Annotated in this window: 14 protein-coding genes and 1 pseudogene; 8 read left to right on the plus strand and 7 right to left on the minus strand. The window is 66.8% G+C overall.

The genetic code is table 11. The annotated features are described in order from the left end of the window. Both A5646_RS07395 and hisN read right to left on the minus strand, forming a co-directional pair. Nucleotides 1-452, minus strand: a 452-nt coding sequence (locus tag A5646_RS07395) for an acyl-CoA dehydrogenase family protein (RefSeq protein ID WP_197505141.1), incomplete at its 3' end; no start/stop codon positions are given. 80 nt (nt 453-532) lie between these two features. After that, on the minus strand, nt 533-1,333 hold the full coding sequence (gene hisN / locus A5646_RS07400) for a histidinol-phosphatase (protein WP_066879268.1): 801 nt from the start codon (nt 1,331-1,333) through the stop codon (nt 533-535). Nucleotides 1,334-1,400: 67 nt separating this feature from the next. Between hisN and A5646_RS07405 the strand changes: the two genes are divergently transcribed. Continuing rightward, nucleotides 1,401-1,751 (plus strand): hypothetical protein, encoded by a 351-nt coding sequence (locus A5646_RS07405; RefSeq protein ID WP_066865197.1) that lies wholly within the window; start codon nt 1,401-1,403, stop codon nt 1,749-1,751. Between the two features lie 7 nt (nt 1,752-1,758). On the opposite strand, the gene A5646_RS07410 is transcribed toward A5646_RS07405, so the two are convergent. The 3 genes and pseudogenes from A5646_RS07410 to A5646_RS27900 all read right to left on the minus strand — a co-directional run. Beyond that, nucleotides 1,759-2,859 (minus strand): PPE family protein, encoded by a 1,101-nt coding sequence (locus A5646_RS07410; protein ID WP_066865194.1) that lies wholly within the window; start codon nt 2,857-2,859, stop codon nt 1,759-1,761. 91 nt (nt 2,860-2,950) lie between these two features. Next, nucleotides 2,951-4,108 (minus strand): PPE family protein, encoded by a 1,158-nt coding sequence (locus A5646_RS07415; RefSeq protein ID WP_066879266.1) that lies wholly within the window; start codon nt 4,106-4,108, stop codon nt 2,951-2,953. A 459-nt stretch (nt 4,109-4,567) separates the two neighbouring features. After that, nucleotides 4,568-4,834: pseudogene (locus A5646_RS27900) on the minus strand (slipin family protein); the annotation flags it as partial. A 144-nt stretch (nt 4,835-4,978) separates the two neighbouring features. Between A5646_RS27900 and A5646_RS07420 the strand changes: the two are divergent. Together A5646_RS07420 and A5646_RS07425 are read left to right on the plus strand one after the other, a co-directional pair. Next, nucleotides 4,979-5,764: a universal stress protein gene (locus tag A5646_RS07420; protein WP_066879297.1), complete on the plus strand. Its 786-nt coding sequence runs from the start codon at nt 4,979-4,981 to the stop codon at nt 5,762-5,764. Nucleotides 5,765-5,968: 204 nt separating this feature from the next. After that, nucleotides 5,969-6,433 (plus strand): group III truncated hemoglobin, encoded by a 465-nt coding sequence (locus tag A5646_RS07425; protein WP_066879295.1) that lies wholly within the window; start codon nt 5,969-5,971, stop codon nt 6,431-6,433. Here A5646_RS07425 and A5646_RS07430 read toward each other — a convergent pair. Together A5646_RS07430 and A5646_RS07435 are read right to left on the minus strand one after the other, a co-directional pair. After that, nucleotides 6,375-6,806: a pyridoxamine 5'-phosphate oxidase family protein gene (locus A5646_RS07430; RefSeq protein WP_066865185.1), complete on the minus strand. Its 432-nt coding sequence runs from the start codon at nt 6,804-6,806 to the stop codon at nt 6,375-6,377. The genes A5646_RS07425 and A5646_RS07430 overlap by 59 nt on opposite strands. Nucleotides 6,807-6,878: 72 nt before the next feature. Next, on the minus strand, nt 6,879-8,240 hold the full coding sequence (locus tag A5646_RS07435; RefSeq protein WP_066879263.1) for an FAD-dependent oxidoreductase: 1,362 nt from the start codon (nt 8,238-8,240) through the stop codon (nt 6,879-6,881). A 171-nt stretch (nt 8,241-8,411) separates the two neighbouring features. Here A5646_RS07435 and prfB point away from each other — a divergent pair, with 171 nt between their 5' ends. The 5 genes from prfB to A5646_RS07460 form a co-directional block, all read left to right on the plus strand. Next, complete coding sequence (prfB, locus tag A5646_RS07440; RefSeq protein WP_066879261.1) at nt 8,412-9,524, plus strand: peptide chain release factor 2; 1,113 nt, start codon at nt 8,412-8,414, stop codon at nt 9,522-9,524. Next, nucleotides 9,514-10,500 carry a mechanosensitive ion channel family protein gene (locus A5646_RS07445; RefSeq protein ID WP_231997745.1) on the plus strand — a complete coding sequence of 329 codons (987 nt, stop codon included), beginning with the start codon at nt 9,514-9,516 and terminating at the stop codon, nt 10,498-10,500. The genes prfB and A5646_RS07445 overlap by 11 nt, the downstream gene beginning before the upstream one ends. Then, nucleotides 10,497-10,994: a hypothetical protein gene (locus tag A5646_RS07450; RefSeq protein WP_066879258.1), complete on the plus strand. Its 498-nt coding sequence runs from the start codon at nt 10,497-10,499 to the stop codon at nt 10,992-10,994. The genes A5646_RS07445 and A5646_RS07450 overlap by 4 nt, the downstream gene beginning before the upstream one ends. A 43-nt stretch (nt 10,995-11,037) precedes the next feature. After that, nucleotides 11,038-11,727: a cell division ATP-binding protein FtsE gene (gene ftsE / locus A5646_RS07455; RefSeq protein WP_066879292.1), complete on the plus strand. Its 690-nt coding sequence runs from the start codon at nt 11,038-11,040 to the stop codon at nt 11,725-11,727. Next, nucleotides 11,728-12,341, plus strand: a 614-nt coding sequence (locus tag A5646_RS07460) for a permease-like cell division protein FtsX (RefSeq protein ID WP_067020928.1), incomplete at its 3' end; no start/stop codon positions are given. It lies immediately after the preceding gene.

Here is a 12,341-nt window from a genome sequence, read left to right on the forward strand (position 1 = left end):
ATGCCCAGCTCGGCGGCCTTGGCGATCAACTCGGGCGGGTAGGTGGCCGCCTCGTCGGCGTCGTGTGCGGCGGGCCGCAGCACTTCCTCGGCGAACTCGTCGAGGGTCTCGACGATCATCTTCTGTTCGTCGTCCGGCGTCAGATCGAAGTAGTCCTTGCCGCTGGACTTGAGCCGGGTCGGCCCGCCGCGCAGGTTCTGAATTCGCTTGAATTCCCGGGACGAGGTGGCGGCGGTGGAGAAGACCGTCTTGGTGCCGTAGCGCAGCGCGCGGTTGAGCGGGTCACGCAGCCGGTATTTGTCCAGGAATTCCTGCCCGACGAGCGGGGTGATCAGCGCGATGGCGATGTCGACGCCGGTGCGCTTGTGGGGTTGTAGCCCGACGGCGGATTTGTGGTCGCGTCGTTTGACGCGGGAGCGGGCGGATGTCTGTTGAGAACCGGAACCGGTCATTTTCGGCAGCCTCAGGTCGTTGGGCGATGCGGATAGCGCCGATCTTACTCCGGAGTAAGTTCACGGAGAACACTTGTTAACTAATTCACAGCGAGGCTGTCGAGCACCTGCTGCTGCAACAGGCCGTTGGTGGCCACGGCGCTGCCGTGATGTGGCCCGGCGGTGCCGTCCAGGGCCGTCAGCGTCCCGCCCGCTTCGCGCACCAGGATGTCGAGCGCCGCGAGGTCCCACACGGACACTTCGGGTTCTGCGGCGATGTCGACGGCGCCTTCGGCGAGTAGGCAATAGGACAGAAAGTCGCCGAAGGCGCGCACCCGCCAGACGGCGTCGGTCAGCGCGATGAATCGATCCCGCACATCCAGCTGCGCCCACCCGGACAGGCTGGAGAACGAGAGGCTCGCCGAATTCAGTTGTGCCACTAAGGAAACCGAGAGTCGGCGCGCGGGCGCACCGTTGACCGCGACGAAGGCGCCCTGGGCGTGCGCGGCCCACCACCGGCGTTGCAGCGCCGGGGCGCTCACGGCGCCGACGACGGGGATGCCGTCTTGGAGCAATGCGACCAGGGTGGCCCACACCGGCACCCCGCGGACGAAGTTCTTGGTGCCGTCGATCGGGTCGATGATCCACTGACGTCCGGTGAAGGTGGTGTCGCCGCCGAACTCCTCACCGACGATGCTGTCGTCGGGCCGTTCGCGCGCGAGCACCTCGCGCAGCTCGGTTTCGACCGCGCGATCGGCGTCCGTCACCGGCGTCAGGTCGGGTTTTGTGTCGACGCGCAGGTCCAGCGCGCCGAATCGGGCGGAGGTCAGCGCGTCTGCGCGGTCGGCCAGCGTCAGTGCCAGCGCCAGATCGTCCTGGCTGTTGTGCACGCTCCTCCTCATCGCTTCACTTCGGATCGTCGCCGGCGCGACTCATGACGCAGTCTTATCACGGTCCTACCATGGCGTCGTGTGGGAATTCGGACTGCTGCTTTTGCTGGTGGCCATCTTGGGGGTGTTTCTCGTCCAGCGGTTCGTCCCGCGCGGCCCGCGAGGTGAGCTGCTCAGCGGCACGCTGCTGGTCACCGGGATCAGCCCCCGCCCCGATGCCACCGGCGAACAATTCGTCACCATCGCCGGCGTGATCAACGGTCCCACCGTCAACGAACACGCGGTGTATCAGCGCATGGCCGTCGACGTGAACCAGTGGCCGACCATCGGCCAGCTGTTTCCCGTGGTGTATTCGCCGAGGAATCCGGACAACTGGAAATTCGCCCCCGCGGTCCCGCCGCCCGCGCCGCCGCAGCCGCCCGCCGGCTGAGCGTCCGTCATCCGGCCGCGGGTGGGCGCGTCATCACCGTGATCCGCCTGCCGTAGCGGGGGACCACAAGCGCCGCCCGGCGGACCGTCCCGCCCGGAAGCCCGGGTATGCCCGGCGTGGATCCGGTTGGGGTCACCAGCTCGGTCGCCGTCAGGTCGGCCAGGCCGCTGCCCGGCGCTGCCGCGGCGGGATTGCCGGCCGCGGTCGTCCAGCCGGCCGGCACGGACATCGGGCCGATCCGTCCGGCCCGCGATAGCACCGCGTCGACGTTGCCCAGGCCCGAGGTGGCAGCGCTGAGTGCGGGCGCCTTGGGCAGTGCGACCGGGGCGGCCGCGAGGTTCGGCAAGATGCCTAAGTTCTTGTCGGCCTGGATGATTCCGGCGGTAGTGCCCTCGGTGGTGAAAATGGATCTGAACGTGGTCTGGGCGCCCTGGATGGTGTCGAGGATCCGGAAGAGTTGCGACGACGAATTGGAAGTCGGGGAGTTCACCACCACCACCTGCGAACCCGAGTTCGTGCCCGAGTTCGAGGCATCGGCGGCGGCTTTGACGACGGCGTCCTGCTGTGCCGCCACCCCGTCGGTAGTGGTGGTCCGTCGCGGGGAGGAGAACGGCGAGAACTGGGCTGCCGCAGTCGAACTGGCGGAATAGCCGTACATCGCGGCGGCATCCTGAGCCCAGTATTCGGCGTATTGGGCTTCGGTGGCCGCGATGGCCGCGGTGTTCTGGCCGAAGAAGTTCGTTGCCACCAGGGTCGCCAATTGGGTGCGATTGGCGGCGACCACCGGCGGGGGCACGGTCATGGCATGCGCCAGCTCGTAGGCCGCTGCGGCGGCCCGGGCCTGCGTTGCCGTCTGCTGAGCAAGTTCGGCGGTCATATACAGCCACGCGACGTAGGGGGCGGCACCGGCCGCCATCGCCTGGGCTGCGGGGCCGTGCCAGTACACACCCGTCAGACCGGACAGCACCGATTCGTACACCGCGGCCGTGACGCCCAGCTCGGCCGCGAGCGAATCCCAGCCTCCTGCGGCGGCCAACAGCGAGGCCGACCCGGGACCTGCGTACATCCGGCCGGAGTTCACCTCCGGCGGGAGAAAGCCGAATTCCATGTCTTACAGCTCTAAAGGCTGCGTGAAGCGAAACTGCTTGCGGCGGAGGATTTCTCCTATGACCGGCGGCAGTCGGCGGGTTGGCGGCACGTCACCCGGCGGCCGGCGGGCGTGGCATCACGGTGAGCCGCACGCCGTAGCGGGGCGGCGCACCCGTGCCGGCGGACCGGGCGGCACCGCCGCCGGGCATGCCCGGGTAGCCGGGATATCCGGACGCGATCGGCTCTTCGGTTCCCGGCAGCGTGGTGAAGCCGGCGGGTTCCAAAGGCGAGATGTGGGTGCTCGTGGGCGCGGCCCAGCTTGCGGGCACCGACATCGGCCCGATCGTGCCGGCGTGCGAGAGGGTCGCGGTGACGTTGCCCAGCCCACCGCCCAGGCCCGAGGCGGCGGCGCGCAGTGCCGGCGCCGCGAGGGCGGGAGCGACATTGGCCGCGGCCGCACCGGGCTTGGCCAGAATGCCCAGATTGTTCTCCGCGCCGATGATGCCGGACACGAACTGCTCCATGTTGTACGGAGCGCTGAAGCCGAGGCCCGTCCCCTGGATGGCGTCGAGGACCCGGAAGGCGTTATTGCCCGAGTTCGTTGTCGACGCATCAAGGTAGTAGTTATTCACCGTCCCAGACGGGTCGTTCAGTGCCGAAAGCGTCTGCGCGGCGGCCTTGTTCACGCTGGAATTGGTGTTGGCCGCGGCCACGGCGGCGTTCTGGTCACTCACCCCGGAGTCGGTGGTGGACTTGTTTGCGGTGCCGAAGCGCGGCAACTGCGTCGTCGCCGCCCTCGACGACACCGAGTAGCCGGCCATCGCGGCGGCGTCCTGCGCCCAGAAATCGGCGTACTGTGCCTCGGTGTCGGCGATGGCCGCGGTGTTCTGGCCCACGATGTTCGTCGCCACCAGCGACGCCACCAGCGTGCGGTTGGCGGCGATCACCGGCGGCGGCACGGTCATCGCATACGCCTGCTCATAGGCCGCCGCGGCCGTCCGCGCCTGCATGGCCGTCTGCTTCGTCTGTTCGGCGGTCGCCCGCAGCCAGCCCACGTAGCGGGCGGCCGCGTACGCCATCGACTCGGCGGCGGCGCCGCGCCATTGCAGGTCCAGGCCCGCGAGCACCGACTCGTAGGACTCGGCGGTGGAGGCCAGTTCGGCCGACAGCGCGTCCCAGCTTCCGGCGGCGGCCAACAGCGAGGCCAATCCGGGTCCGGTGTACATCCGGGCGGAGTTGATTTCGGGTGGAAAGAAAGCCCAATCCATGGGTGATACGTCCCCTCAATGTGCGGTTTTCGGACAAACGCCACCGGCGCCGGCGCTCGCCGCATCGGCGTGTTTTTCGGATCTATGGGCCGCTCCCGCGATTCGCTCGGCCGGTCGGCGAAGCTCACCCCCGTCAGATGAGAGGGCGGCCCGGCGCGTTGACACCACGCCCGTTCGGGCGGGCGGCGTGGTGCTTACCGGGATGGCGGAGAGTGCGCGCAGGGCATCACGAAAGACCTTCGGGGGTTCGGGCCCTATAAAAGTCGCAGGTGCCGCCGATGCTTGCGGGGTTTTGCCTATTTCACGGCTGGGACCAGGCAGAATTCAGCTTCTGTTCACCGATTGTTCATTTTTTGTTCACCATGGGCAGCGCCTAACTTGACGTCTGTTGAACAACGAAAGTATTTGATGTGCTTGGTATCTGGTCGCGGCGTGGTTCGTCACGCGCGTTGGCTGAGGGTTGTCGACCACTTCCTGCAGCGTCTCGGGATGCCGCAGGAACGGCGTGATGATGCCGACCGGTAGCGGGGAGACGACGGTCGAGTTCTGATCCGCCCCCAACTCCAGCAGCGTCTGCACGTACCGCGGCTGCAGCGACGCCGGACTCTCGGACAGGGTCGGCGGCTTCGCGCAGTTCCTCGGACGCCTGCAGCTCCCCGCGGCCGTTGATGACCTTCGCGGGAATTTCGACGCCTTGATCTCCACGACGCGCACTTGCACACCCCAGATTCCGTTTCACCGGCCGAGCCATAGGGTCCAATGGCATCAATTCGAGGACCAATGCCTCTGGGGGAGCGGGGTTTACGGGCAATAACCTCGTGGGTGAACGGTGTAGAAATCACCTTCTTCCGCTCGATGAAGGAAGCCGCGATGGGCAACATGTATCAAGCTCCCGCAATTCTGGTAGGCGTTGACGGGTCCAGGGCGGCGATACAAGCGGCACTCTGGGCGATCGATGAGGCGGTCAGCCGCGACATCCCCCTGCGACTGGTCTATGTCATCGACCCGCACGATGCTTCGGGCGCGCGCGCCATCGATACCCGCTTCGCCGTCGCTCGTGCGGCGCTGGCCGACGCCCGTCGGGCCGTCGACGCCGTCGGCGAGCCGGTCAAGGTGGAAACCGATATCCTCTCGGGCCGAACGGTTTCCAAGCTCCTCGAGGAATCGCGGTCGGCGGTCATGATCTGCATCGGACGGATCGGGCTCAACCATGCCCGCCACGGCGGACCCGCGGTTGCGGCGTGCCTGATCCGCTCGGCGCTGTGTCCGGTCGCCGTGATCCAAGGGTCGACTGCCGCGCAGGTCAGCGGCGTGGTGGTCGAAGCAGACAACGGCAAGGTGCTGCGGCACGCCTTCGACGAGGCGCGACTGCGCGAAACGCCGCTGCGGGCGCTGTCGGTGGCGCAGGGCTCCGACGCGCGTGGCACCAGACCCGGAAAGCCTTCGGTGCAAGCGCATTTGGATCGCCCGCTGGCGCCGTGGAGGCGGTTGTATCCCGACGTGCAGGCCGTGCCGGCGATCGTGGCCGGCGGTGTGGACCGGTACCTGCGTGCCCAGCACGAAGCGGCCCAGCTGGTGGTCGCGGACTCCTATCGGGCCGAGGAGTTGTGCCATGCGGGTCACTCGGTGCTCGCGATACGGTGCGGCAACCTGTAACTGGGGTCAGACCCACCCGTGTGACCTGAAACATACTGCCCCGCAGCGGTCGTCGCGGTCGCCGGCGCACCCGAACGCGAAATTTTCCTCCCCGGGTATCCCCGTCGCCGTCGAGGGACTTATGGCCCTGTCGCGCAGCCACCCCGCAGGACAAGATGGTGTTACCGTAAGTCGGAGGAAGATGGAGGAGTCGCCGTGAGCCGGCTGACGACGGCCGGGGCGGGTGCAGACCTGGTCGACCGTGCCGATGTGGAGGCCCTACTGCGCCGTTTCTACGCGCGGGCGTTGGATGACGAGGTCCTGGCCGAGCCGTTCGCCGGGTTGCGGGCCACCGGGCTTGAGGCCCACGTTCCGACGATGTGCGACTTCTGGGAGACCGTGCTGTTCCGGGAAGGGCTCTATCGCGGCAGCGCGTTACAGGCGCACCGCGAGATCCACGCGCGTGCCCCGCTGTCGGATCGTCACTTCCGTCGCTGGCTCACGCTGTGGCACAACACCGTTGATGAGATGTATCGCGGTCCGGCCGCCGATCGGGCGAAGGTTCAGGCCGGGCGGATCGCCTGGGCCATGCACCGCCGACTCACCGGAGCGGAGGCGCCTGAGCTTCTCGTCACGCAACCGGCTCGTGACGGTCAGGCTCCGGACCGAACCGGAAATTGCGGCCGGTGACCTCGGTCGGGGTGATGCGCACGTAGTGCGGTTTGAGCGTCGCCGTCCACGGCAACAACTGCGCGCGCTCGGCGCGTTGAATGTCCGCGTCGGTCTTCAGCAAGCGCGCGCGGCCGCGCACGATGACGCTCCAGCCTTCGATGACGTTGTGATCGTCGACCTCGAAGACCACCGCGTGATTGGCCACCGCCGAGAACAGTTTGGTGCCCTCCGCGGTGCGGAACAGCACGGTGCGGTCCTGCGCGACGAAGTTGACGGGGAAGATCTCGGGCTCGCCGGCGAAGTTGGTGACCAGCCGGCCCAGCGCGACACTGCCCAACAGCTTCCAGTTCTCGTCCTCGGAGAGCACGGTCACTGGTTGGTCGTTACCCACCCACCCAACGCTACGGAGGATTGACGTCGTTGAGTAGAGCCCTTCGTACTCGGCGCCGCCGAGCACGAGCGCTCAGCCGTGGCTGACCCCCAGCAACTTGGCCAGACTCGGCAGCTTGACGCGGGGACGACCGTGCGGTTCGCCGGCCGCCCGCTCATGGGCGTCTATGAGGTCCCAGTGGGCCGAGGTGACCAGCTTGGGCTGGCGCGACGCCAGCCATTCGGCAAGTCGGTCGGCGTGGTCGTCCGGGAGATCCGCGAGATCGTCGGCGCCGGTCAGATCGGCGAGCAGCGTGTCCACGGTGTCCTGGGAGTCCTTCTTATTGGTGCCGATGACGCCGGTCGGTCCCCGCTTGATCCAGCCGACCACGTATTCATTGCGGCTGCCTTCGATCCGGCCGCCGCTGTTGGGGATCGTGGCGGTCTTGTCGTCGAAGGGCAGCCCCGGCGTGGGCACCCCGCGATAACCGACCGAGCGCACCACCAGCTGGACCGGTAGCTCCTCGCGCTCGCCGGTGTCTCTGGCGGAAACCCGGCCGTTGTCATCGGTGACCAGCTCGTTGCGGCCCAGCACGATCGCTTCGACCCGGTCCTTACCCTTGATCTCGATCGGGGAGGTCATGAAGCGCAGCACGATGCGGCGGTGTCCGGGGCGTGGCTCGCGCTTGGCGTAATCGCGCAGCACGTTGATGTTCTGCTTCGCCGTCTTGCCCACCGCCGCGGCGTCTTCGTCGCTCACGTTTTCGAGCTGGGCGGGGTCGACGATCACGTCGACGTTTTCCAGGTCGCCCAGCTCACGAAGCTCGAGGGTGGTGAACGCGGTCTGCAGCGGTCCGCGCCGACCGATGACCACCACCTCGTCGACGCCGCACGGTCGCAGCGACTCCAGCGCATGGTCGGCGATGTCGGTTTGTCCCAGCACGTCGGGGTCGGTGACCAGAATGCGTGCGACGTCGAGCGCGACGTTCCCGTTGCCGACGACCACGGCGCGGGCGCCCGAGAGGTCGGGCGTGGCTTCCTCGAAGTTCGGGTGCGCGTTGTACCAACCCACGAAATCGACGGCGGCGATGCTGCCCGGCAGGTCTTCGCCGGGGATGTTGAGCGCCTTGTCGGATTGCGCCCCGACCGCATAGACGACGGCGTCGTAGCGCTCGGCGAGCTCGTCGGCCTGCACGTGCTCGCCGACCGAGATGTTGCCGAAGAAGCGGAAGCGCGGATCCTGGGAGGTCTTCTCGAATTGCTTGCTGATCGACTTGATCTTCGGGTGATCGGGCGCGACACCGGAGCGCACCAGCCCCCACGGGGTGGGCAGCATCTCCAGCATGTCGACCGCGATATCGATGTCGGCGGACCCGTCGGCCGCCTTGAGCAAGGAGGAGGCGGCGAAGAAACCCGACGGGCCGGAACCAACGATTGCAACGTGGTAAGGACGCATACTCGACCTTCTATTCGTGCCCGGTTAGCGCCGGGGGCTCCCGGAAAGGCCGGCGCGCAGAGCGGGTCGCACATGATCGTGACTCGATGCTAAACGCATGACCGCTGGTCGTGGCCTGGACACTCGCTGCGAGCTCAGCCGCGTGGGAGGCCCCGGGTAACGTGGTCGGCTGTGGAACCCGACCGTCAAGCCGATATCGCCGCACTCGATGCCACCCTGACCACGCTGGAGCGGGTGCTCGATGTGGACGGTCTGCGCAAGCGCATCGAGAAGCTCGAGCACGAGGCCTCCGATCCCCAGTTGTGGGATGACCAAGCTCGGGCCCAGCGGGTGACCAGTGAGTTGTCCCACGCCCAGGGCGAGCTGCGCAGGGTCGAGGAGCTGCGCGGACGGCTGGACGATCTGCCGGTGCTCTACGAGCTGGCGGCCGAGGAGGGGGAAGGTGCGGCCGACGCGCTGGCGGAGGCCGACGCCGAGCTGAAAGCGCTGCGCGCAGACATCGAAGCCACCGAGGTGCGCACCCTGCTGTCGGGGGAGTACGACGAACGCGAGGCGCTGGTCACCATTCGTTCCGGCGCGGGCGGCGTGGACGCCGCCGACTGGGCCGAGATGCTGATGCGGATGTACATCCGGTGGGCCGAGCAGCACAAGTATCCCGTCGAGGTGTTCGACACGTCCTACGCCGAAGAGGCCGGCATCAAGAGCGCGACGTTCGCCGTGCACGCGCCGTTCGCCTACGGCACGCTGTCCGTGGAGCAGGGCACCCACCGGCTGGTGCGCATCAGCCCGTTTGACAACCAGAGCCGGCGTCAGACATCGTTCGCCGAAGTCGAGGTGCTCCCGGTGGTGGAGACCACCGACCACATCGACATTCCGGAAGGCGATGTGCGCGTTGACGTTTACCGCTCGAGCGGCCCGGGAGGCCAATCGGTGAACACCACCGACTCTGCGGTACGTTTAACCCATATCCCGACGGGTATCGTCGTGACTTGCCAGAACGAAAAGTCGCAGTTGCAGAACAAGATCTCGGCGATGCGAGTGCTTCAGGCAAAGTTGTTGGAACGCAAGCGATCCGAAGAACGCGCTGAACTAGACGCGTTAAAAGGCGAAGGTGGCAGCTCGTGGGGCAATCAGATGCGCTCCTACGTTCTGCAGCCCTATCAGATGGTCAAGGACCTGCGAACCGAGTACGAGGTTGGCAACCCTGCGGCCGTCCTGGATGGAGACATCGACGGATTCCTGGAAGCGGGAATCCGTTGGCGCAACCGAAAAGATGACGAATAACACAAGCATTCTCGCCGCATCGATGACGCACCGCTGGCACGACTTTTGGCGGGGCGAAGTCGGTGAATGGATCATCGCCAGGGGTCTGCGCATCGTCATGGTGCTCATCGCGGCAGTGTTGGCGGCCCGTTTCGTCAACTGGGTCGCACAGCAGGTGACCCGCCAGCTCAACTTGGGCTTCGTCGAAAGCGACGCGCTGGTGCGATCGGAGGCCTCGAAACACCGCCAGGCCGTGGCGTCAGTGATCTCGTGGGTGTCGGTCGTCATCATCGGCATCTGGGTCATGATGCAGCTCGCCGAGATACTGCAGTTCTCGATCGGGGGGCTGGTGGCGCCGGCCACCGTGGTCGGCGCCGCGCTGGGTTTCGGCGCGCAGCAGTTGGTCAGGGACCTGCTGTCCGGCTTCTTCATCCTGGTGGAGCGCCAGTACGGCTTCGGAGACCTGGTGACCATCACCGTCGTGTCCGCGACGGACGCGACCGGCACGGTCGAGAACGTGACGCTGCGGGTCACCCGGCTGCGCTCACCCGATGGCGAAGTGTTGACCATCCCCAATGGGCAGATCGTCAAGGTGGTCAACCTGTCCAAAGACTGGGCACGCGCGGTGGTGGACATCCCGGTGTCGACCAACGCCGACCTCAACCGGGTCAACGAGGTCTTGCATCAGGAATGCGACCGCGCGATGGACAACCCCGTGCTGGGCCAGTTGCTGCTGGATGCACCCACGGTGATGGGTGTGGAGAGCATCGAAGTCGACACGGTCACCCTGCGTATGGTGGCCCGCACGCTGCCCGGCAAGCAGTTCGAGGTCGGCCGGCAGCTGCGCGTCCTGGTCATCCGGGCGCTGGCCCGCGTCGGGATCGTGACCGCGGCGGATGCGACGGTCGGCCTGGTCGAAGACCCCTCGGTGCCGGCCGCCCAGGCCGCCGAACAGCAAACCGACGATGAAGTCCAAGGTGCGGTGCAGAAGCGTTGAAGTTCACCCTGAACATCCTCGAGAAGCGCGGCGACGGCGACGACAAGGATGCGGAGCATCGCTGGCCCAATTACGTGTTCGGCGGGCGGATGCGCACGTCGACGCTCGTACTGATCATCGCTTTCTTCCTGGCGTGGTGGGTCTACGACACCTACCGCCCGGAGCCGGCACCCAAGCCGCCGGCCCAGCAAGTGGTGCCGCCGGGTTTCGTGCCCGATCCCAACTACACCTGGGTGCCCCGTAGCCGGGTGCAGGCGCCCCCGGCGACCGTCACCTACACGCCGACGTCGACGAGTACGCCGGCACCACCCCCGCCACCGCCGCCGCCGGTGACGACGACCACGACCACGACGCAGCCGTTCCAGCTGCCGCAGCTGCCGTGCATCCTGCCGGCGCCGTTCTGCCCGCCCAGCTCAAGCCCGGCCACACCGACGCCGCAGCAACCGCAACCGGGGCCCGGCCCGGTGCCGAGTTCGCCGCCGCCGGCCAGTTGACTTCGCTTGCCAGCGAAATTCACCGCTACACTGGCGTGCCGTGATGATCACCCTGGACCATGTCAGCAAGAAGTACAAAGCGTCGGCCCGTCCGGCGCTGGAGGACGTCAACGTCAAGATCGACAAGGGTGAATTCGTCTTCCTGATCGGCCCGTCGGGCTCGGGCAAGTCGACGTTCATGCGGCTGCTGCTCGGCGCCGAGAACCCGACCAGCGGCGACGTCCGGGTGTCGAAGTTCCACGTCAACAAGCTGCGCGGTCGGCACGTCCCGAAGCTGCGCCAGGTCATCGGTTGCGTTTTTCAGGACTTCCGCCTGTTGCAGCAAAAAACGGTGTACGAGAACGTCGCGTTCGCGTTGGAAGTGATCGGCAAACGACCCGACGCGATCAACCGGGTGGTGCCCGACGTGCTGGACACCGTCGGCCTGTCCGGCAAAGCCAATCGGTTGCCCCACGAGTTGTCCGGTGGTGAGCAGCAGCGGGTGGCGATCGCCCGCGCGTTCGTCAACCGGCCGCTGGTCCTGCTGGCGGACGAGCCGACGGGCAACCTCGACCCTGACACCAGTAAGGACATCATGGATTTGTTGGAGCGGATCAACCGCACGGGGACGACGGTGCTGATGGCAACGCACGACCACCACATCGTCGACTCGATGCGCCAGCGCGTCGTCGAATTGTCGCTGGGCAGGCTGGTTCGTGACGAGCAGCGCGGCATCTACGGGATGGACCGCTAAGTGCGCTTCGGTTTCCTACTCAACGAGGTTCTGACCGGACTTCGCCGCAACGTCACCATGACGGCCGCGATGATCCTGACGACCGCGATCTCCATCGGCCTGTTCGGCGGCGGTCTGCTGGTGGTCCGGCTGGCCGACAATTCACGCGAGATCTATCTCGACCGCGTCGAGACGCAGGTGTTTCTGACCGACGACATCTCGGCCAACGACACCACGTGTGCGTCCGCGCCGTGTAAAGGGTTGCGCGAGAAGATCGATGCACGCCAAGACGTCAAATCGGTGCGCTTCGTCAACCGCCAGGACGCCTACAACGACGCCATCAAGAAGTTCCCGGAGTTCAAGGACGTGGCGGGCAAGGACTCGTTTCCCGCGTCGTTCATCGTCAAGCTGAACAACCCCGAACAGCACGCGGAGTTCGATGCCGCGATGCAGGGCCAGCCCGGGGTGCGCAGCATCCTCAACGAGAAGGACCTCATCGACCGCCTGTTCGCCGTGTTGGACGGCCTGCGCGATGCCGCGTTCGCCGTCGCGCTGGTGCAGGCGGTCGGAGCGATCCTGTTGATCGCCAACATGGTGCAGGTCGCCGCGTACACCCGGCGCACCGAGATCGGAAT

The sequence above is a fragment of the Mycobacterium sp. 1245499.0 genome (assembly GCF_001673615.1).
Taxonomy (GTDB): Bacteria; Actinomycetota; Actinomycetes; order Mycobacteriales; family Mycobacteriaceae; genus Mycobacterium; species Mycobacterium europaeum_A.